This window comes from Hymenobacter koreensis (assembly GCF_039541855.1).
Taxonomy (GTDB): domain Bacteria; phylum Bacteroidota; class Bacteroidia; order Cytophagales; family Hymenobacteraceae; genus Solirubrum; species Solirubrum koreensis.
This window is the reverse complement of the sequence record NZ_BAABHA010000001.1, coordinates 499261-516875: the sequence shown is the minus strand read 5'-3', so window position 1 is coordinate 516875 and position 17615 is coordinate 499261. Positions and strand designations below refer to the sequence as shown.

Below are 17615 nucleotides of genomic sequence, written 5' to 3'. Positions count from 1 at the left end.
AACGTTCGTTTTTTCGCCAAATTGTCCCCTCACTTGTGCCTTATGTCCGACTCCGCGCCCCTCTCTGCGCCTCACGCGGCTGCCCCCGCGGTAACTATTCAGCCTGCCACCCTGGCCGATATTCCAGTAATCATTGAGCTGGCCGAAGCTACCTGGGAGCCCACGTACCGCTTTATCATATCCAAGGAGCAGATCGATTACATGTACCGCGTTATTTACACGCCGGCTTCGCTGCGGCGGCAAATGACCGACGACGGCCATGCTTTTCTGCTGCTGCACGCCGAGGGCTACCCGGCTGGGTATGCCTCTTTTAGTGCCCGTCCCGAGGACCCTGGAGTATTTAAGCTGCACAAGCTATACTTGCTTCCTTCGCACCAAGGGCGGGGGATGGGGCATCAGCTAATTGACGCCGTGGAGCAAGCGGCCCGCGCCGCCGGCGGCCACTGGCTGGAGCTGAACGTAAACCGCCACAATCCCGCGCTGCATTTTTACGAACGCCACGGCTTTCAGCAGCACCGCACCGAGGACATTCCCATTGGGCCGTACTGGATGAACGACTACGTGATGCGCAAACCGTTGAGTTAATCGGCCCCTTCTTTCTCACCTTCTTTTCCGCCTTCTGTGCTGCTTCGCTCATTCGTTATTTTCCTGTTCCTGCTACTGGCAGCTGGCGTAGCTCCCACCCTGGCTCAAATTCCCAAACAACGCCATATTGAGGCTATTCAGGCCCAAAGCGCAACCTGGAACCGCGCCTTTAACGGCCGCGACTCCACGGCACTGTACGCGCTGTTCAGCTCACGCGCTAACCTCTGCGAGGCTGCCGGCTGCTGGACCTCCACCGCCGACGTGCGCCGCGCCATGCGCAGCCTCTGGCGCACCCGCCCCGACCTCACCTGGATGAACCGCACCTTGCAGGTGCAGGTTAACGACCAAACCCTGGTGGCCTATGAAACCGGCGAATGGACCGAAAACTGGACCCACAAGCAAGCTGCGGCCAAGTCGCAGGTTACGGGCCGCTACTGGCTGATGTGGGGGTTTGAGGACGGCAAATGGCGCATTTTATCCGGCATTTACACCCCCATTACCTGCACCGGCAATTATTGCCGCGAGCAGCCGTAACCCGCCTTTCACTTTTTTAACCTGTCACCAAAAACACCTTGTATGGCCATTAAACTAACCGTCAACAACAACGGCTCATTGCGCGTTGAGGGCGAAGACATCGAAATTGTGGATGCTCAAGGCCAGCCTTACGGTTTGGGCGGACGCACTCTCGTAAGCATCTGCCGATGCGGGCTGTCGTCGCAAAAGCCTTTCTGCGACGGGTCGCACAAAGGCCATTTTGAGCACAACGCAGTAGCCTTCGACTTGCCGCCGAAAAAAGTTTAACCACGGATTCGTGCAGATTCGACGGATTCCGCGGATTTTGTAGACGATTAACCGGCCCGAAGCATCAGCTTCGGGCCAGTTGCATTTCTAGAGTATACAGATCGGAAGTACACGCATAGTAGCTAAACAAGCAGCCCGGCCGGGTGGCCGGGCTGCTTGTTTAGGGCGTCCACAAAATCCGTGAAATCCGTCGAATCCGCCGTAATCCGTGATTAGCTCTGCTGAAACAGCGAATCCACCAGGGCTACGTATTCGTCGCGAGCTTCGTCCTGGCTTTTGCCGTTGAGGCTGCTCCAGGCATCGTATTTGGCAATGGCTTTAAAATCGAAGCCCCCGGGCCGGTCGCCGCTGATGTCGCCTTCGGTAGCTTGCTTGTAGAGGGCGTAAAGCTGCAGCAGTATCGTGTTCGAGGGCTTGCTGGGCAGTTGCTGGGCGCGCTGGGCGGCTTGTTCGAAGGCTTCTTGGGTGGCCATGGGAGGAAGTGAAAGAGGTTGGGGTGAATGCGCCGGGGCCTGTTGGGCTCTAAACTATTCGGCACGCCGAACATACGGTATTTGGCCGAAAGCTGATGCGCCTTACCTTGCGGGGCCCACCCGCCGACTTCTTTTCCTCACCGTATGCGTCTTTTTACTTCCGCTCGTGCGCCTTTCCTGCTGGCGTTATCGATCCTGGCCGCTCAGCCGTTGCTGGCCCAGAAAACCTACCTCCATTGCGGCCGCCTGCTCGACGTGCGTGCCGGCAAGCTGTTACCGGAACGAACCCTGGTGGTAGAGAACGGGCGGGTGCAGGCCGTACAAACCGGCTACACCGCCGCCGGCCCCGCCGACAAGGTCATCGACCTGAAGAGCCGCACGGTAATGCCGGGGCTAATCGACTGCCACGTGCACTTGGAAGGCGAAACCAGCAAAGACAACTTTCTGCGCGAGTTTACCCTGAACCCCGCCGACGTGGCCTTCGGCTCCCTCGCCCACGCCCAAAAAACCTTGCTGGCGGGCTTTACCACCGTCCGTGATTTAGGCGGTTCGGGCGTGAATGTGTCGTTGCGCAATGCCATTAATCGTGGCCAAGTGGTGGGGCCACGCATTTTTACGGCCGGCAAAGCCATTAGCGGCACCGGCGGCCACATGGACCCCACCAACGGCTACCGCCAGGACCTGATGGGCGTGCCCGGCCCCGCCGACGGCGTGGCCAACAGCCCCGAACAAGCCCGCCAGGCCGTGCGCGAACAGTACAAACGCGGCTCCGACCTCATTAAAATTGCCTCCACCGGCGGGGTGCTTTCAGTAGCTAAAGACGGCTCGTCGGCTCAAATGTCGGAGGAGGAAATCCGGGCTGTGGTGACCACCGCTCGTGATTTGGGCCTGGTGGTAGCCTGCCACGCGCACGGCGCCGAGGGCATGAAACGGGCCATTCGGGCGGGCGTAACCAGCATCGAGCACGGCACCCTCATGGACGACGAAACCATGAAGCTGATGAAGAAGTACGGCACCTGGTATGTGCCCACCATTACGGCCGGCAAATCAGTAGCCGACTCGGCCAAAATCCCCAACTACTACCCGCCGTTGGTTACTCCCAAAGCCCTGGCCATCGGGCCGAAGCTGCAGGGCACCTTTGGGCGGGCTTACAAGGCCGGCGTTAAAATTGCCTTCGGCACCGATGCCTCGGTGTACCGCCACGGCGTGAATGCGCTGGAGTTTCGCTACATGGTGGAAGCCGGCATGCCCGCGCTGGAAGCTCTGCGTTCAGCCACGCTTTCGGCCGCCGAGCTGCTGGGCCAAACGGAAAACCTAGGCAGCCTGGAGCCCGGCAAGCTGGCCGACGTGGTGGCCGTAGACGGCGACCCGCTGCAGGACATTGACGCCATGCAGCGGGTGCGCTTCGTGATGAAACAGGGCACGGTGTACCGGCAGGAATAGCCTTGTGGCATCGGTATGGTCTGATAAGTCAGCCAAAGACCGAAGAAACACCGCCAACAAAGTTCACGAAAATCATGTCCAATTCGAGTTTCGTGAACTTTGATTAATGAACGAGTTTCCTGAACTCAATCTGAACCGCTGGGCCGCTTTGCTGGGTCAGCAGCCACTCGTGAGCAACGGTTCAGGGAAAGGAGCGTTTATTTGAGTAAATGAGTCAAATCCAATCAGCAGTGCTGACCTATCTCACTGTGCCCGGCGCTAGCCCCCTGACACGCTAATGGGTAACTGTTCCAGGCTTAGTCTTTTGTTATATTACCCTAACCCGCGAAGGCACATAGGACCTATGTGGTACAATCAAACGACTTTCCCGACCCGCACTGCCTACGCGACGAGGCTAACGGTGCTGCTGGTCCTGCTGGTGTTGCTGGGCAGGCTCCCGGCCAATGCCTCATGCTTTTGTCATTCCCTGCCTCCGAGCCCCTACCTCGACGCGTGTGGGTTTATCTTTTCGGCCAGGTATGTGGGCATGTACACCGACACGGCCCTGCACGACACCTACGGGGGCGCGCCGCGCGTGCACCAGTTCCGGGTGCGCCGCTACTGGCTGGGGCTACATCGCCACACCGAACGCCTGTCCCTGACGTTTGAGCATGAGTGCAAGCCACGCGGCCTGCGCGAGGGCATTGAGTACTTGGTGTACCTTCGAGGGCCGAGAGACCACGGGGGCGTCTCCAGCATGGACTTGCCGTCCGTTTCCTTTTGCGACAGCCTGATCGAACTGGCGGGGGCTCGGAAGAACCTTGCCGCGTTGGATTCTGCGTTTGGACCGGGCACCGTGCCGACCCCGGCGCCCGGCACACGCGAGGCTTCTACATTGTCCGCATATGGGCTTCCGGCGGGAAGAGCGGCTCCAACACTCGACACCCGCCCGGCGGGAGGGCCGCCCGGCTACCTCTGGCAGACCACTACTTGGCTGCTGGCTGCCCTGAGCGCGGGGTTGCTGGTGCTGCTGATGCGGCGTAAGCAAGCGAATCCGGCGTCTTAACGGCCCGCGTCACTCCCTCATTCCTGCTCCAGCTCAGCACGTTAAAAAAGCTCCCACTGCACTTGCTGCTTCGTGACTTGTTGTTCTCCAACTGGCAGTTACTGCAAGCATGGAGGGCATTGGGTGTAGCGCTTGGCATTATAGAGTAGCGTGACAGATTCCATTTCCAAAGCAGGGCCGCTGCCGCGGGGCATTTCATAAACTTGGCCCATCGCCTGCTTAACTAAGCTTGCTTCAATTTTTGACCACTGAGCGGGTAAAAGATGCGTAGCTCGAAGTATCGTGGCTTCCTTGGGTATGCCCACGTTGTCACCCGTCGGCGCCCGGCGCATTGTTATTTTCAACACCACATAACCGTACTGCGAATTAAACTCCCGCCATCCTTTTTTTCCGAGCACCGAGCACAATGAGGCGGTAAGTTCCCGGGCCCATACCCCGCAGCCGTACGCGGGCCACTGAGCGGCATAGCTCACAACCGGGCGGGCTACAGGCTTGGGTTCTCTAATCGAATGGCCTCCCTGCTGAGGCTCACAGGCGAGCAGGAATAGCGCCAGCAACCATACAGTTGTCGGCAATGAAAAGAAGGGTACAGGGCGGAGCAGGCGCATATAGGGAAAGTTAATGCCTTCTCCGTGCACACCAGTTGAAGAAGCGACTGGCCTACCACTTTTTTGTTAGATGCTGACCTTTGAGTTCTACCATTATTCAAGCATTCGTGGTAGGGATGGTTTAGTTTACGAAAACGGTCGTTTACGTTATGCTGAGCTTGTTGAAGCATGACAATTTACAAGCACACTTAGGAACAGTTCAAGGCCGTATTCAACAAAAAACGCTGCCTTAATAGGGGCAGCGTTTTTTGTTGAATACGGCCGCCGTTGCCTTGTAATTTGCGCAGTGCGCTTTGCTAATTCAGCAATGCATCAACTTGCTAGTCAATTGCTTATACCCCACGGCGAAACTCTAACCGGCCCGGCATAGTAAGCTTTGATGCCGCACGTCCCCACTGCTCCTCCCCCATGAAATCAGTCAACGTCGACGCGCTCGTTAAGAAATTCATCCAGCACAAACTCACCCTGGCCTTAGCCGAAAGCTGCACCTGCGGCTGGGTAGCGGCCCAACTTGCTCCGGCGCAGGGCGTGAGCAACGTGCTGTTGGGCTCGGTGGTAACCTACCACGCCGAAGCCAAGCAGCGTCTGCTCGGCATCAAGAAAAAAACCCTGGAAGAATACTCGGCCGAGAGCCAGCAGGTGTCCAACGAAATGGTGGAAGGCCTGCACAAGCATCTGCCCGCCGATGTGTGCGTGTCCATTACCGGTTTGTTTGGGCCGGGCGCCTCCGAAACGCCCGACAAGCCTTCGGGCAGCATCTTCGTGACGGTTATGATAGAAGGCCGAGCCCACGAGTACCGCGAGGTATTGACCGGCCCGACGGATAAGTTTCGCGACCGGGCGGCCGATTTTATTTACGCCAAGCTCGACGAATTGCTGGACCGCCGCCAGGATAGCCCAACGGGGCGAATTAAAGGCAGTTAAACTGCGTTGCTTTTGCGTGCAAAGCCCCCATATTTGGCTTATGTTACGCTATACTATGCTGGCCGGCTTGCTGGCCCTGGCAAGCGGCTCAGCCGCTGCTCAAGGAGTTGCTACTCCCCTCCCTCCCGCTACCACGTCGGACACCCCGGCCCGGCCAACCCCGCTGCCGCACCTCTCCAATTTTCGCACCTCGTCGCTGGCCATTTCGCTGGGCTGGGGGGCACCCTACGGCTTCGGCATTGAGTATGCGCACATGCTGGGCTCTAACTTCGACGTAAACGCGGGTGCGGGCATCGGTGTTGGCGGCAAAATTGGTATTGGTACCCGCTACTACTTCCGTCCCGAGCGCAACTTCACCCCTTACGTGGGCGCGAACCTTACCCGCTCGGGCCGCGTCGACAACGTAGACGTCACCTACAACAACGAAACGGCCAATTACAGCATGACGCCCAGCGGCCTACTCAGCCTGCGCGGTGGCTTCCGTTGGCAGCCGGGCCACGTGGGTCTTTCGGGTACGCTGGGCTACGGTGCCCGCCTCACCGGCGACCCGGTGGTGTACTCGCCCTACACGCCCCAACCTTCGCAGCCCCTACGCGACCTGGTGCAAACCATCAGCCCCGGCGGTATTGAAATTTCCATTGCCATGCACATCGGCTTGGGCCGGTAAACGACTGTTCATAAACACATACGCGCAAAGGGCACCGGGGCAGCTACGTATTGCCCGGTGCCCTTTGCGCATTTAATGGCTCCGGCGACCAAGCACTAAACGCAGGTTTTGGCGCACTACGTCGCCCATGGAGTCGCACCGGTCGAACTCGGCGGTTTGGTGGTGCAGGTTCAGCTCTTTTTTGAGCTGCGCGATTTTATCGGCGGGGGCCAGTTCTTCCTCGCGCATACAGTCCACTAGGTCTTTCAGGCGGTACCGCTCGGCGCGGGCGCGGCGGGCCATTAGGGTGCGCTCCTCGGTTTGGTACTGCCGAATGGTTTCGGTCTTCAGCAGGCTGCGCACCAGCTCTACCACGGGACGGTTATCCGGGAAATACTGCGGCAGGTACATGCTTTTGTGCCCTTCGTAGCTCTGCTGATCGAAATCTATGGCGCGCACGCGGTACTGCTCGTCCTCAAAGTCGGGGGTTACGTCGATGACGTAGTTGTAGGCGCGCATGTCGCCGAGCAAGCGGGCGAAGCACCGCTCGTTAAACTTCACAAACTCTTTGGCAATGCGTACTTGGTTGAGGTGCGGCCGGTCGAGGCGGGTGCGAATGAAATCGTCGCCGGGAATTCCGGCAATGTGTTCTTCAATCAGCGTATCGCCGTGCACGAGGAAGTTAATGGAGTTGGGCGACAACAAATGCTCCAGCTCCAGGCCGTACACGCGGGAGGCGTCGGCCCGCTTCACGTAGAAGTAGTCGTAGTTGTCGTTGAACTGGTTCACGATGCGCACCCGAAACGGATTAGAATTACCAAAGCGGCAGTAGTCGATGCGGTCGGCCAGCAGGTGCTCAGAAAAGGACAGGTCGCCGTCGGTTTTCAGCAGGGCGTACACTTCCGTCAGGCCCTGGCTCAGCTCCAGCAAGGTGTGGGGCTCGTACTGCAGGGTTTCCCACAGCGTGTCGCGACCGGTGCGGTCGAGCAGCGGGAAGGCCCCGGAAGAGCGGCGCAAATCGGCGTAGGTAACGGGCAGCGTGGTGTCGCGGTCGTACTGCTGCAAGTAATGACGCAGGCCCGGGCTGATGCGGTAACTGGGCTTCTTCTTCGAGATGTCGTTCATGCGGAAACGGGATACTGCAGACAAATGAACGACAAACTCTTTTCTGTGGCTGAGAATAGGAAATTTCCGTGCAGCTATCCGTTACCCAACGCATCCACCAATCGATTTTTTCCCGAACTTTCGGGGCCGTTGCTTTCGGCGTTTCTCTTCGCTCTGTTTCGATGAAAAAACTGCTTCTATCCCTCATGCTGGTGATGCTATGCCCGGCATTGTCGCCCGGCTGGGGCTTTTTTGGCCACCGCACCATTCACCAAGTAGCTGTGTACGAGCTACCCGCATCTATGCAGCCGTTCTATTTCCGGCACATGGCCCAGATCGTGCGCCTCTCTACGGCTCCCGATGAGCGGCGCAACGATGACCCCACCGAGGCGCCCAAGCACTTCATCGACATGGACCACTACGGCGACAACCCCTTTGGGCTGATGCCCAAGGCGTGGGACAAAGCCGTGGCCAAATACACCGCCGACACCCTCAACAGGTATGGCACTGTGCCGTGGGTGGTGCTGGACGTGAAAGAAAAGCTCACGAATGCCTTTAAGGAAGGCGACACCACGGCCATCATTGCCCTGTCGGCCGATTTGGGTCACTATGTATCCGACGCGTACGTGCCGCTGCACACCACCGAAAACTACGACGGCCAGCTAACCAAGCAGCACGGCCTGCACTCGTTGTGGGAATCCAAGCTGGTGGAGCGCAACATTTCCAAGTACAAGCTCGACGGCGAGAAGGCCGAGTACCTCAAGGATCCGCTGACATCCATTTGGCAGGTGGTGCAGGAATCGTACGGCTTCCTGGGCGCCACGTTTGACTACGAAACCGAAATCAGCAAGAAGTTTACGCCTGAAAAGAAGTATACCTACTCGCACAAGTACGGCAACACGCGCCGCTCCTATTCCGACGCCTTCGCCGACGAATACCACAAGAAAGTGGGCGGTATGGTGGCCTTCCGCATCAAGCTTGCTACCACCATGGTGGCTTCTATGTGGTACACCGCCTGGAAAGATGCCGGCAGCCCCGATCTGACCAAGATGATGCGTCCTGGCAAGCTCAGCAAGGAGGAGAAAAGCGTGCTCGACGGCCAGCTAGCCGCTTGGAAGAAGAACGAGCTGGTCGACCAAAACCTGCTCTTGGCCATGCAAAAGCAAGAGGCAGTAGCCAAACCCGACGCCGTGGGCGCCGCCGATGGTGCTGCCCCCGCTCCGGTTGTAGAAGCGGCTCCGGCCCCAGCACCCGCTGCTACCGCCCCAGAAACGGAGAAGGTGAAAGTAAAAGAGAAAAAGGAAGACGGCGGCAAACAGAAAACCAAGGAAAAGAAAAAGAAGGAGAAGGACCCGAATAACCCCTTCGGAGACCAATAAAGCCCGCTTCCCCATACCTTCACGCCCCGGCTGCTGCCCGCAGACCGGGGCTTTTGGTTTAAGTCATCGGTTGTTCGTTACGGGTTGTCCGTAGTCAGGATAAGAAAACAGCCTGACCACGGGCCAGCTGCAACCATTATTCACATCGCGCTATGCGTAGTTTCTCTTCCGGCTTGCTGGCAGTGCTAACCGTTGGCACGCTGCTCACGGCTGCCTGCACCCAATCGAACCCCGAGGCCGACAAGGACGCCGAACTGGCCGCCATGGAAGACGGCTCGGGCCGCCCCGGCCCGGACTTGATGAGCATGTCGGACTCGAACTGCGTGGCGGTGCTTACCAAGTACGGCCAGGAACACCCCGAAACCGAGGTGCTGGTGAAAACGCGGCACGGCAACATTCGGGTGAAGCTTTACAAAGACACCCCGCTGCACCGCGCCAACTTCCTGCTGCTGGCCAACAAAGGTTACTTCGACCAAACCGTATTTTACCGCGTGGAGAAGGGCTTTGTGGTGCAGGGCGGCAACTCCAACACGCGTACCATTATGCTGCGCAAATACCATATTCCGCCGGAAATCCGGCCGCAGTATTTCCACAAGCCCGGTGCCCTGGGCATGGCCCGCTTCGACGACGAGAAGAACCCCGGCCGCCTCTCCTCCTCACACGACTTCTATTTCGTGCACGGCCGCAAGCTGGAACCCGCGCAGGCCAAAGCCGTGGCTGGTCGTCCGCTCACCGCCGAACAGCTGCAAATTTACGCAACCCAAGGCGGCGCGCCGGCCCTGGATGGCCTCTACACGGTATTTGGCGAGGTAACCGAGGGCTTAGACGTGGTTGATAAAATTGCGCAGGAGAAAGTAGACCCGTCCAGCTGGCCGCTGAACGATGTGGGCATGCAACTGGAGGTCATTAAGTAACGCTACTCACCGCGGCGCACGCCTATCAAGCGCGTGTGCTGCGGGTCCATCGGGTCTTCACGGCGGTATTCCTGCAGCTCAGCCCGGGTGTAGGCCCGCACCGCATCGGGTGAAAACACACCAAGGGTGCGCACGTCGGCATCCGCGGTTGCGGCCGGCTTTAGGGCAGGGCGTGTAAGCACGGTGTCGCCTGCCAAGCGGAAAACCTGATAGAAATAGAACTGCTGCTGGGGCGCACCCTCGGGCTGAAAGCGCACCACCAGCACGTCGCCCACTTTGGGGTTAGCTAAGTATTGGGTAGTGCTATCGGGTGGGGCAGCAGCCACGGTTTCGTTCGGCGTGTTGGCAGTGGCCGCCGTCTGCTGTGGATCTTTATGCTGGCAGGCGGCTGATAGCAGCAACAGAGCGGCAAGAGTGGTTTTCTGCATCAGAAGTAAGAAATGGTAAACGGCGCGGGCAAAGCTGCGCTTTTGAACGGAAATCGAGCCCAACAGAACGAGAACAAATACAAAAAAGGGCGGCCCGCAACGTGCGGGCCGCCCTTTTTGCTGATTCAGCTCAGCTTACCATACCTTGGCGCGCTCGGTTTGCGCACGTACCATTTTGGCGTTTTCCTTGCAGCCAAAGGCTTCAAAGAACTGCGGCATGTTCATCAGCGGGCCGTTCGTGCGGAACTGCGCGGGGCTGTGCGGATCCGTCATTACCTGCTGGCGCAGGTACTCCGGGCGGGCGTTGGTGCGCCACACTTGGGCCCACGACAGGAAGAAGCGCTGCTCGGGCGTGTAGCCGTCGTACTTGGGCGCGTTGCCGTTCGGGTACTGCTTTTTCAGCTGCTTCTGCAGCGCGGTGTAGGCAATGCTCAGGCCACCGAGGTCGGCCAGGTTTTCGCCCATGGTGAGCTTGCCGTTCACGAATACCGAGTCCAGCGGCGAGAAGGCATCGTACTGCTTGCCAACAACGGCAGCGCGGGCTTCAAACTTCTCAGCATCTTCCTTGGTCCACCAGTCTTTCAGGTTTCCTTGGGCGTCGTACTGACGGCCCTGGTCGTCGAAGCCGTGGGTGATTTCGTGGCCGATTACCGCGCCCATGCCGCCGTAGTTCACGGCGTCGTCGGCGTTGGGGTCGAAGAAGGGCGGCTGCATGATGCCGGCCGGGAACACGATTTCGTTCATCGACGGGTTGTAGTAGGCATTCACCGTGGGCGGCGTCATGCCCCACTCCTTCCGGTCGATGGGCTTGCCGAACTTGCTCACGTTGTCTTTGTAAGCCCACTCGCGGGCGGCCAGCATGTTTTTCAGGTACGACTCGCGCGAGATGTTCAGGGCGGAGTAGTCCTTCCACTGGTCGGGGTAACCGATTTTTACCGTAAAGGCGTTCAGCTTCTTCATGGCCTCCGTCTTGGTGGTGGCGCTCATCCAGTCGCTGTTCTGGATATGCTCGCCCATGGCCTCCTTGATGTTCTGCACCATTTCCATGGCCTTGGCCTTGGTAGCCGGCGTGAAGGCTTTGTCTACGTACAGCTGGCCGAAGGCTTCGCCCAGCGCCCCATCGGTGGCGCGGTTCATGCGCTTCCAGCGCGGCTGCTGCTTTTTAGCGCCCGTCAGCACCTGGCTGAAGCGGAACGACTCATCCCCAAACGCCTTGGGCAGCGCCGACGACGCGGACGAGGTCAGGTGCCAGCGCATGTACGTTTTCCAGTCGTTCAGCGGCTCGGCCTTCAAGGCGGCGCTGGCTTCCTGGAAGAAGGCCGGCTGACCTACGATAACCGATTTGGCGGAACCCAGACCCAGCTGCTGCAACATGGCGGGCAAACCCAGGTTCGGGAAGCGCTTGTTGGCGTCGGCCACCGTCATCTTGTTGTAGTTGGCGTTCGGGTCGCGCAGTTCCACGCGCGACTTCGAGGCCTTGGCCAGGCGCGTTTCGATGCGCATTACCGTGGCGGCGTTTTTGGCCGCGGTGGCCTCGTTGTCGCCCAACATCTTGAAGGTGTTGGTCAGGTACGTGGTGTACGCCGCCCGAATGCCCTTGGAGCGGGCGTCGTCCTTCAGGTAGTAGTCGCGGTCGGGCAGCGAAAGGCCGCCCTGGTACAGGTTCACGGCGTACTCGTCGCTCTTCTTGTCGTCCTGGCCCACGTAGGCGTTGAACAGGGCGCCGGTTTGCAGCATTTGGGCGCGGGCAATCTGGCTTTGCAGGCCTTTCAAGTCCTTTACCGCGCTGATGCGGGCCAACTCGGGCTGCAGCGGCTTTATACCAGCAGCCTCAATGGCTGCCGTGTCCATGGCCGAAGCGTAGTAGTCGCCTACTTTCTGGGCGTTGGTGCCTTTGGCGGCGCTGGTGTTAGCAGCGGCCTCTTCCAAGATCTGCCGCATTACGGCGTTGTTCTTGTCAGAAAGCTCGTTGAAAGAGCCCCAGCGCACTTCGGCGGCCGGAATGGGATTGTTCTTGTACCAGTTGCCGGACGCGAACTGGTTGAAGTCCTGGCAGGGGTCCGTCGATTTGTCGATGTTGGCGACATTCAGGCCGGTTCCTTTTTGAACAGCTTCTTCAACGGGCGCGGCCGTGGTGGTAGGCGCGGTAGTAGTTGCCGTGGTGGTCGGCTTCGAACCAGAGCAGCCCCACACAGCGAGGGACGCCCAGGCCGCCACGACCAACGTCACGCGGTTGCGGTTTTTCATGGGAAAGGAAATTGGTGAACGGGGGAATTGCTGCCGTTAAGGTAAGGCAGAATTACGAGCCACGCACCCGCTGTGAAGGTACCTAAGCCCGATGCGGTCCTGCATTAGCAGGTTTTGAAGCCCTTTGGCTTCAGCAAATGCCCCCGTATCTTGCCCCCGATGAAAGACGTGAACGAGCGACACCGTAACTTTTTCCAGGACGTGTACGCCGTGGTGCGCCTCGTGCCGCCGGGCCGCGTAACCACTTACGGCGCCATTGCGCACTACCTCGGCAGCCGCTCAGCAGCCCGCACTGTGGGATGGGCAATGCAGTCGGCCCACACCTTTTCCGGCGACGAGTTTGTGCCCTGCCACCGGGTGATTAACCGCAACGGCATGCTTACCGGCAAGCAGTTTTTCGGCTCGCCCACGGCCATGCAGGAGGCGCTGGAAGCCGAAGGGTTAGTGGTGCAGGAGGATCAGGTGCAGAACTTCAAAGACAAGTTCTGGGACCCCAGCCTTGAGCTGCAGGCCTAACGGCTTAGCTTTTCTTGGCTTTGACCTCGCGGTGCCGCTGCTGCAGGCGCAGGCGCTTCACGTAAAACTCACCCTCTTTTACCGTCACGGGCTTCAGCTCGGCCGTTGAGCGGCTCGCCGTTTTGGGCAGGTATTCGAAGTAGTTGGTGCCGGCAAAGCTGGGCTGAAACGCCGAGCAGGTCACAGCTTCCCCGCCTACGCAAAGCTGCGCTTGTTTGCGTTTATCGGTCCAGGGTACGGCCACGAAGCTGCTTTCCTGCAAATCCCCCACGGCGCCGCCGTTCAGCTGTACTGCCAAGGGTTGTTTAACATCGGCGCGCCGGTACACCACAATGCTGGTCGAGTCGGGGGCATCGGCCGCCCACTCTTCGTCGGCCGTGGCCTCGATGTGGCCCGTGAGCAAGCTCATGCGGTAGAACTGCTTGTGGCCGCTGGTGGCCGCCGTGGCTATGGCAGTTCCAATTAAACCGGCGGCCAAGGTGCTGGAAGTCACGGCAGCACGGTCGGCAGCGGAAGGTCCGTAAAAGGTAAACCGGTTGCCGTTGGGCTCAAGCGCACAAAAGCGGCGACGGTGCAGCACATACGTTCGTTCACCGTCGCAATAGCCCCAGGCGTCGCGCACGGGAGTCCGTACGTTGTTATCACCTAGATAAAACACTTCCACATCGTCGATGCCGGCCCATTCGCCCCGCTCGCGCGGCGTGCGCGAAATGATTACCGGGCGGGCGCCCGTGGTTTCGGGGTTGTTGTTTCGAAAATCATCGAAGGTTCTGTACAGACCCGGATTAGGGGCTTTGGTTAAGGTAATGGGATAAGGCACCAGCGGCCCTGCGTTGGGCTCGGGCGTTTGGGCCTGCTCCAGCGTAAGCACTTGCGCATCCGATGGCGAAACCGCTCCGGTAGTGTTGAACTGGATAAGGCAGTTTTGCAAAGCCTTGGCAATTGTCAGGGGGTGCTTGCCATTTATGTCCAGCCCGCCGGACTCCGCCAGCCCGCTGGCGCGAAACACCACCCGAAACCGATTAGCCTCCTGCGGCAGCAGGAAATCAACCACCAACTCAGCTGTGGCTTTTTTCGAGCCGGCCAAATTCTCGCTGATGTGCAGCTGGTGCACGCGGAGAGCAAACGTGCTGCTACCGGTGGAAACCGGCAATGTGCGCAACAGGCTCAGGAACTCGGTTTCCAGGCTGCGCTTCAAATTGGCTTCGGTACGCACGTAGTCTAGGCCCGTGTACACCTGCCCGATAGTGGAATGGTCGGGGCGAGCATCGATTATTTGAGTAATGGTGCCGCCCAGCAACGGCGTGGCGAGGGTTTGGCCGGTTAGGTCCACCAAGTGCGTTTGGGCCCATACCGGAGCCGCAGCCAGCACCAGCATAACGAGTAGCAGTAGTTGTTTTTTCACGTACGAGGAGAAACAATAGAATACAGCGGAGCCTCTTTTTCACGGCAAGCTCCAATTCCACATCTAAAAGTACCAGTGCCGAACGGGCCGCGCAAATTATTGGGTTTCCAGCAGCTTGCGGACGTGCATTTCGCCCAAATTGCCCGGCACGCGGCGCATACTGGGTGCCGCAGTGCCGTTAAAGCGAACCTCCACGTAATTCGTAGTGGAGCGCTCGGGTACAAAACGTAGGCAATTATCAGGAGCGGAACCCACGCACAGCACAATTTCGGCCCCGCTCTCGGTGCAGGGAATGTCCACAACTCCCGCCGCCGCCAGCGCCGAGGCAAGCGGCTCGCCGTTCACGGCCAGGGCCACCGCCGGGCCCGATTCGGAACGGCAGTACACAACCAGGCTCGTGGACTCGGTGGAGGTTTGAACCAGGTCCAGGCTCAGACCTTGAGTGCCGTGCTTTACCACCTGCCCGTTGCGCAGGTTTACCTCGTACGTCACCGTGCTGGGCGTCCGTTGCGTGGCCTTAATGCCGCCCATCAAACCAAACCCGGCCAGTAAGGCAGCACGTTCGGCGGCTTCTTCCGGGCTAAGCTGGTAAGGCCCGCGAAACCGGAAGGCGCGCGGCGTACGTTCCAGGGCATAGTACTGGCCGTAGAAGTACACAAAGGCTTGCTTGCCGTCGGAGAACCCCCAAACGTTGCGTATCGGCTCGGTCCGGTGGCCTTTGTCGTCGAGGTAATACGGCTTGGCGGTTACCACATCGTCGCCCCGAAGCGTTTGGTTGCTGCTTATCGTGGCACTGGCCAGCTGCTCGGGCATGTTGTTCCGGAACTGCAAGTAGTCGCGGTATACCCCGGGGCGTAATACCGTATCGGTTTCGATGGCAAACCGGGTATGGGGCTGGCGCAACTCAGGCTGCTGCAGCGTGGCCAGCGGCTGCGGAGCGGGCAGGGTTTCGGGCAAGGGCTGCACCAGCAAATGCCACAGGCATTTTTCCAGCGCCCGCGTAATATTCCCGGCGTGCTCGGTGGTTACATTCATGGCCTTGCTGCCGTGCGTGGCGGCCGCTTGCCCCATGTAAGCGTACCCGTTCGGCTGCTCGGCCCACAGCTGAATGCTCACCTCGGCCGTAGCGGATTCACCCAAACGAAGCGGCTGCTCCACAATTTGCAGCTGCGTGAGGCGCAGTACCACAGCGCGGGCGCCGGGCTCAGGCTTGAGGTATTGTTTCAGCAAACGGCTGATTTCGGGTCCCACACCGCGAACCACGTCGGCCCGGGTGGGGGCATTTTCGGGGCCTTTCAGCACCCAGCCCACGGCGCCGGGGGTAGGACGTGCATCAATCACCTGGGTTATAACCACCGGACTGGGCAACAGTAACAGCTTCTCGGCGGCCAGGCTTATGCCATGCACCTGGCCATGCACGGGCGCTGCCCAAACCAGCAACGCACCCAGTACAACTGCTAATAGCTTACCCATGAAAAACACTAACTAGCTGTTGCAGAGGCCTAATTCCCCGCCCTATCGTATAGGTAATAACCTAACTGCGGTGGCCTGACGCGCTACTGCTTGGCCGAAGCCAGCGCGTGCCCTGCCGCATCGCGGATGGCGTTGCGCATCTCCTCGGGGCTGGCGTTTTTGAGCAGGTAGCCGTGGGCTCCTTCCATTTTCAGGCTGTCGATCAGCTCGGGCTCATCGTGCATGGAAATGATGACCACCCGAATGCGCGGGTACTGCGCCCGGAGCAAACGCGTGGTTTGCAGGCCATCGAGCACCGGCATTTGCAGGTCCATCAGAATTACATCGGGCCGGGGGTCCTGCCCGTCGAGGCGCTCGAGCAGTTCTTGTCCGTCGCCGGCTTCAAACAGGACTTCTACTTCGCTAAAACTGCCAAGCAACGCCCGCAGTCCTTTGCGAAAAAGGATGTGGTCGTCGGCAATGGCCAAGCGGACAGGCGGGTACGTACTCATTGAACAATAGCTACGGCAACAGAGGTAACAGCTTGCCCGGCCGGAAGATAGGCAGCCGGGAACGAAACCCAAACCCGGGTGCCGGCCCCGGGGGCAGATTCGTGACGCATGGTTCCGCGCAGCAGCGCCACGCGGCTACGCAGGTTGGTAAGACCCAGCCCGGTACGGGTGCCGGGCAGTGGCAGGGCATCGGTGGCAGCCAGTTCAAAGCCCACGCCGTCGTCGGAGTATTCCACGGAAAGCCGGTCGGGGGCAAAGTCTAAAATGATTTCGATCTGGCTGGCCTGGGCGTGCTTCAGGCCATTGCCCAGCAGTTCCTGCACTACGCGGTATACGGCTAGCTCGTGGTGGGGCAACAGCCGACGCGGGTTTCCGGTTTGGTGAAGCAGCACGCGGGCTGCACCGCCCCCGGCAGCCCGGCACAGGGCCTCGGCAGCAAACGAGAGGCCGAATTTTTCGAGCACGGCCGGCAGCAGGTTGCGCGAAATGCGGCGCACCTCGGAAATGGCTTGGTCCAGCATGGCCGTCATTTCGTAGGTGGCGGCGGTATCGGGCAGCGCGCTCAGGTGCAGCTTTACAATGGAAAGCATGGTGCCCACGGCGTCGTGCAGATCGGCGGCAATGCGGCGGCGCTCTTCTTCCTGCGCCAGCAGGGCCGCTTCCAGCGACTGGTGCTGGGCCTGTTCCCGCTCGTAGCGCAGCTGCTCCTGCTGGGCCAGCAACCGCCGCTGATAACGCAGCACAAAGCCCACAATGCCCAGCGCCAACACCAGCAGCACCGGCGTTACAAGCAGCAGGGAAGCGAGCAGGGAGTTCATGGTGGTGGTGGAAAAGAAAAAACCCGCTGAAGCGAGCCTCCAACTTGCTTTTGGGCCTGGGCTTGAAGCAAACTAGCGTACTGAGCACCCGGCGGGGTATTTTATCCCGGCGCTGCTTATAAAAGTATACATATGACGCTGGATTCTGCGCCCGCCCCCCAATAATTTATAACCGCACGAGCCGGAATGTGGGCGGGATTTTACCCTGACTCCCCGGCTTGGGCGGCATGGGCCTGCACCACACGACCTATCAATTGCGCGGTGTTCCTGTCATCGGGGCTTTGCCGCTGGGTTGGCACATTCCCGACGCACGGG

19 protein-coding genes are annotated in these 17615 nt (G+C 59.5%); 10 read left to right on the top strand and 9 right to left on the bottom strand.

The annotated features are described in order from the left end of the window. The first annotated feature begins 42 nt into the window (after positions 1–42). Genes ABD903_RS02315 through ABD903_RS02305 form a run of 3 tightly spaced genes read left to right on the top strand, consistent with a single transcriptional unit; the run spans position 43 to position 1386 of the window. Positions 43–585 (top strand): GNAT family N-acetyltransferase, encoded by a 543-nt coding sequence (locus tag ABD903_RS02315; RefSeq protein WP_345221003.1) that lies wholly within the window; start codon positions 43–45, stop codon positions 583–585. A 36-nt stretch (positions 586–621) separates the two neighbouring features. Next, positions 622–1119: a YybH family protein gene (locus tag ABD903_RS02310; RefSeq protein ID WP_345221002.1), complete on the top strand. Its 498-nt coding sequence runs from the start codon at positions 622–624 to the stop codon at positions 1117–1119. Between the two features lie 42 nt (positions 1120–1161). Next, positions 1162–1386: a CDGSH iron-sulfur domain-containing protein gene (locus ABD903_RS02305; RefSeq protein WP_345221000.1), complete on the top strand. Its 225-nt coding sequence runs from the start codon at positions 1162–1164 to the stop codon at positions 1384–1386. 212 nt (positions 1387–1598) lie between these two features. On the opposite strand, the gene ABD903_RS02300 is transcribed toward ABD903_RS02305, so the two are convergent. After that, positions 1599–1859, bottom strand: coding sequence for an acyl-CoA-binding protein (locus ABD903_RS02300; protein ID WP_345220998.1), 261 nt, complete (start codon positions 1857–1859; stop codon positions 1599–1601). Between the two features lie 144 nt (positions 1860–2003). Here ABD903_RS02300 and ABD903_RS02295 point away from each other — a divergent pair, with 144 nt between their 5' ends. Then, positions 2004–3302, top strand: coding sequence for an amidohydrolase family protein (locus tag ABD903_RS02295; protein WP_345220997.1), 1299 nt, complete (start codon positions 2004–2006; stop codon positions 3300–3302). A gap of 526 nt (positions 3303–3828) precedes the next feature. After that, complete coding sequence (locus ABD903_RS02290; protein WP_345220995.1) at positions 3829–4347, top strand: hypothetical protein; 519 nt, start codon at positions 3829–3831, stop codon at positions 4345–4347. Positions 4348–4445: 98 nt separating this feature from the next. On the opposite strand, the gene ABD903_RS02285 is transcribed toward ABD903_RS02290, so the two are convergent. Beyond that, positions 4446–4955 (bottom strand): hypothetical protein, encoded by a 510-nt coding sequence (locus ABD903_RS02285; protein ID WP_345220993.1) that lies wholly within the window; start codon positions 4953–4955, stop codon positions 4446–4448. Between the two features lie 408 nt (positions 4956–5363). Here ABD903_RS02285 and ABD903_RS02280 point away from each other — a divergent pair, with 408 nt between their 5' ends. Then, positions 5364–5879 (top strand): CinA family protein, encoded by a 516-nt coding sequence (locus ABD903_RS02280; protein WP_345220991.1) that lies wholly within the window; start codon positions 5364–5366, stop codon positions 5877–5879. Positions 5880–5919: 40 nt separating this feature from the next. Continuing rightward, entirely contained in the window at positions 5920–6546 is a 627-nt protein-coding gene (locus ABD903_RS02275; RefSeq protein WP_345220990.1) for a hypothetical protein, read from the top strand. A gap of 72 nt (positions 6547–6618) precedes the next feature. Here ABD903_RS02275 and ABD903_RS02270 read toward each other — a convergent pair whose 3' ends face one another. Next, on the bottom strand, positions 6619–7650 hold the full coding sequence (locus ABD903_RS02270) for a hypothetical protein (RefSeq protein ID WP_345220988.1): 1032 nt from the start codon (positions 7648–7650) through the stop codon (positions 6619–6621). Positions 7651–7811: 161 nt separating this feature from the next. On the opposite strand from ABD903_RS02270, the gene ABD903_RS02265 reads away from it, so the two are divergent. Together ABD903_RS02265 and ABD903_RS02260 are read left to right on the top strand one after the other, a co-directional pair. Then, a complete protein-coding gene (locus ABD903_RS02265; RefSeq protein WP_345220986.1) occupies positions 7812–9008 on the top strand; it encodes a zinc dependent phospholipase C family protein in 1197 nt (398 codons plus the stop codon). A gap of 152 nt (positions 9009–9160) precedes the next feature. Then, positions 9161–9922 carry a peptidylprolyl isomerase gene (locus ABD903_RS02260; RefSeq protein WP_345220985.1) on the top strand — a complete coding sequence of 254 codons (762 nt, stop codon included), beginning with the start codon at positions 9161–9163 and terminating at the stop codon, positions 9920–9922. Positions 9923–9924: 2 nt separating this feature from the next. Here the strand turns inward: ABD903_RS02260 and ABD903_RS02255 are convergent, their stop codons facing one another. Both ABD903_RS02255 and ABD903_RS02250 read right to left on the bottom strand, forming a co-directional pair. After that, positions 9925–10350 (bottom strand): hypothetical protein, encoded by a 426-nt coding sequence (locus ABD903_RS02255; RefSeq protein WP_345220983.1) that lies wholly within the window; start codon positions 10348–10350, stop codon positions 9925–9927. Positions 10351–10485: 135 nt separating this feature from the next. Next, complete coding sequence (locus ABD903_RS02250) at positions 10486–12597, bottom strand: M13 family metallopeptidase (protein WP_345220982.1); 2112 nt, start codon at positions 12595–12597, stop codon at positions 10486–10488. A gap of 159 nt (positions 12598–12756) precedes the next feature. Between ABD903_RS02250 and ABD903_RS02245 the strand changes: the two genes are divergently transcribed. Then, complete coding sequence (locus tag ABD903_RS02245; protein ID WP_345220980.1) at positions 12757–13113, top strand: MGMT family protein; 357 nt, start codon at positions 12757–12759, stop codon at positions 13111–13113. A gap of 4 nt (positions 13114–13117) precedes the next feature. Here the strand turns inward: ABD903_RS02245 and ABD903_RS02240 are convergent, their stop codons facing one another. The 4 genes from ABD903_RS02240 to ABD903_RS02225 all read right to left on the bottom strand — a co-directional run bounded on the left by ABD903_RS02240 (position 13118) and on the right by ABD903_RS02225 (position 17300). Then, on the bottom strand, positions 13118–14518 hold the full coding sequence (locus tag ABD903_RS02240; RefSeq protein WP_345220978.1) for a hypothetical protein: 1401 nt from the start codon (positions 14516–14518) through the stop codon (positions 13118–13120). Between the two features lie 96 nt (positions 14519–14614). Next, complete coding sequence (locus ABD903_RS02235) at positions 14615–15991, bottom strand: hypothetical protein (protein WP_345220976.1); 1377 nt, start codon at positions 15989–15991, stop codon at positions 14615–14617. Positions 15992–16074: 83 nt separating this feature from the next. Continuing rightward, the gene (locus ABD903_RS02230; protein ID WP_345220974.1) at positions 16075–16482 is read right to left on the bottom strand and encodes a response regulator; all 408 of its coding nucleotides are present in this window, start codon (positions 16480–16482) and stop codon (positions 16075–16077) included. Beyond that, positions 16479–17300, bottom strand: a complete 822-nt coding sequence (locus tag ABD903_RS02225) for a sensor histidine kinase (RefSeq protein WP_345220972.1) — start codon at positions 17298–17300, stop codon at positions 16479–16481. The genes ABD903_RS02230 and ABD903_RS02225 overlap by 4 nt, the downstream gene beginning before the upstream one ends. Positions 17301–17615 lie beyond the last annotated feature (315 nt).

Excerpts from the sequence above, each read along its gene's own strand:
- ABD903_RS02230 (WP_345220974.1), bottom strand. The coding sequence starts at position 16,482 with ATGAGTACGTACCCGCCTGTCCGCTTGGCCATTGCCGACGACCACATC.
- ABD903_RS02235 (WP_345220976.1), bottom strand. The coding sequence starts at position 15,991 with ATGGGTAAGCTATTAGCAGTTGTACTGGGTGCGTTGCTGGTTTGGGCA.
- ABD903_RS02255 (WP_345220983.1), bottom strand. The coding sequence starts at position 10,350 with ATGCAGAAAACCACTCTTGCCGCTCTGTTGCTGCTATCAGCCGCCTGC.
- ABD903_RS02290 (WP_345220995.1), top strand. The coding sequence starts at position 3,829 with ATGTACACCGACACGGCCCTGCACGACACCTACGGGGGCGCGCCGCGC.
- ABD903_RS02280 (WP_345220991.1), top strand. The coding sequence starts at position 5,364 with ATGAAATCAGTCAACGTCGACGCGCTCGTTAAGAAATTCATCCAGCAC.
- ABD903_RS02300 (WP_345220998.1), bottom strand. The coding sequence starts at position 1,859 with ATGGCCACCCAAGAAGCCTTCGAACAAGCCGCCCAGCGCGCCCAGCAA.
- ABD903_RS02315 (WP_345221003.1), top strand. The coding sequence starts at position 43 with ATGTCCGACTCCGCGCCCCTCTCTGCGCCTCACGCGGCTGCCCCCGCG.
- ABD903_RS02295 (WP_345220997.1), top strand. The coding sequence starts at position 2,004 with ATGCGTCTTTTTACTTCCGCTCGTGCGCCTTTCCTGCTGGCGTTATCG.
- ABD903_RS02260 (WP_345220985.1), top strand. The coding sequence starts at position 9,161 with ATGCGTAGTTTCTCTTCCGGCTTGCTGGCAGTGCTAACCGTTGGCACG.
- ABD903_RS02250 (WP_345220982.1), bottom strand. The coding sequence starts at position 12,597 with ATGAAAAACCGCAACCGCGTGACGTTGGTCGTGGCGGCCTGGGCGTCC.
- ABD903_RS02265 (WP_345220986.1), top strand. The coding sequence starts at position 7,812 with ATGAAAAAACTGCTTCTATCCCTCATGCTGGTGATGCTATGCCCGGCA.
- ABD903_RS02225 (WP_345220972.1), bottom strand. The coding sequence starts at position 17,300 with ATGAACTCCCTGCTCGCTTCCCTGCTGCTTGTAACGCCGGTGCTGCTG.
- ABD903_RS02245 (WP_345220980.1), top strand. The coding sequence starts at position 12,757 with ATGAAAGACGTGAACGAGCGACACCGTAACTTTTTCCAGGACGTGTAC.
- ABD903_RS02285 (WP_345220993.1), bottom strand. The coding sequence starts at position 4,955 with ATGCGCCTGCTCCGCCCTGTACCCTTCTTTTCATTGCCGACAACTGTA.
- ABD903_RS02305 (WP_345221000.1), top strand. The coding sequence starts at position 1,162 with ATGGCCATTAAACTAACCGTCAACAACAACGGCTCATTGCGCGTTGAG.
- ABD903_RS02275 (WP_345220990.1), top strand. The coding sequence starts at position 5,920 with ATGTTACGCTATACTATGCTGGCCGGCTTGCTGGCCCTGGCAAGCGGC.
- ABD903_RS02270 (WP_345220988.1), bottom strand. The coding sequence starts at position 7,650 with ATGAACGACATCTCGAAGAAGAAGCCCAGTTACCGCATCAGCCCGGGC.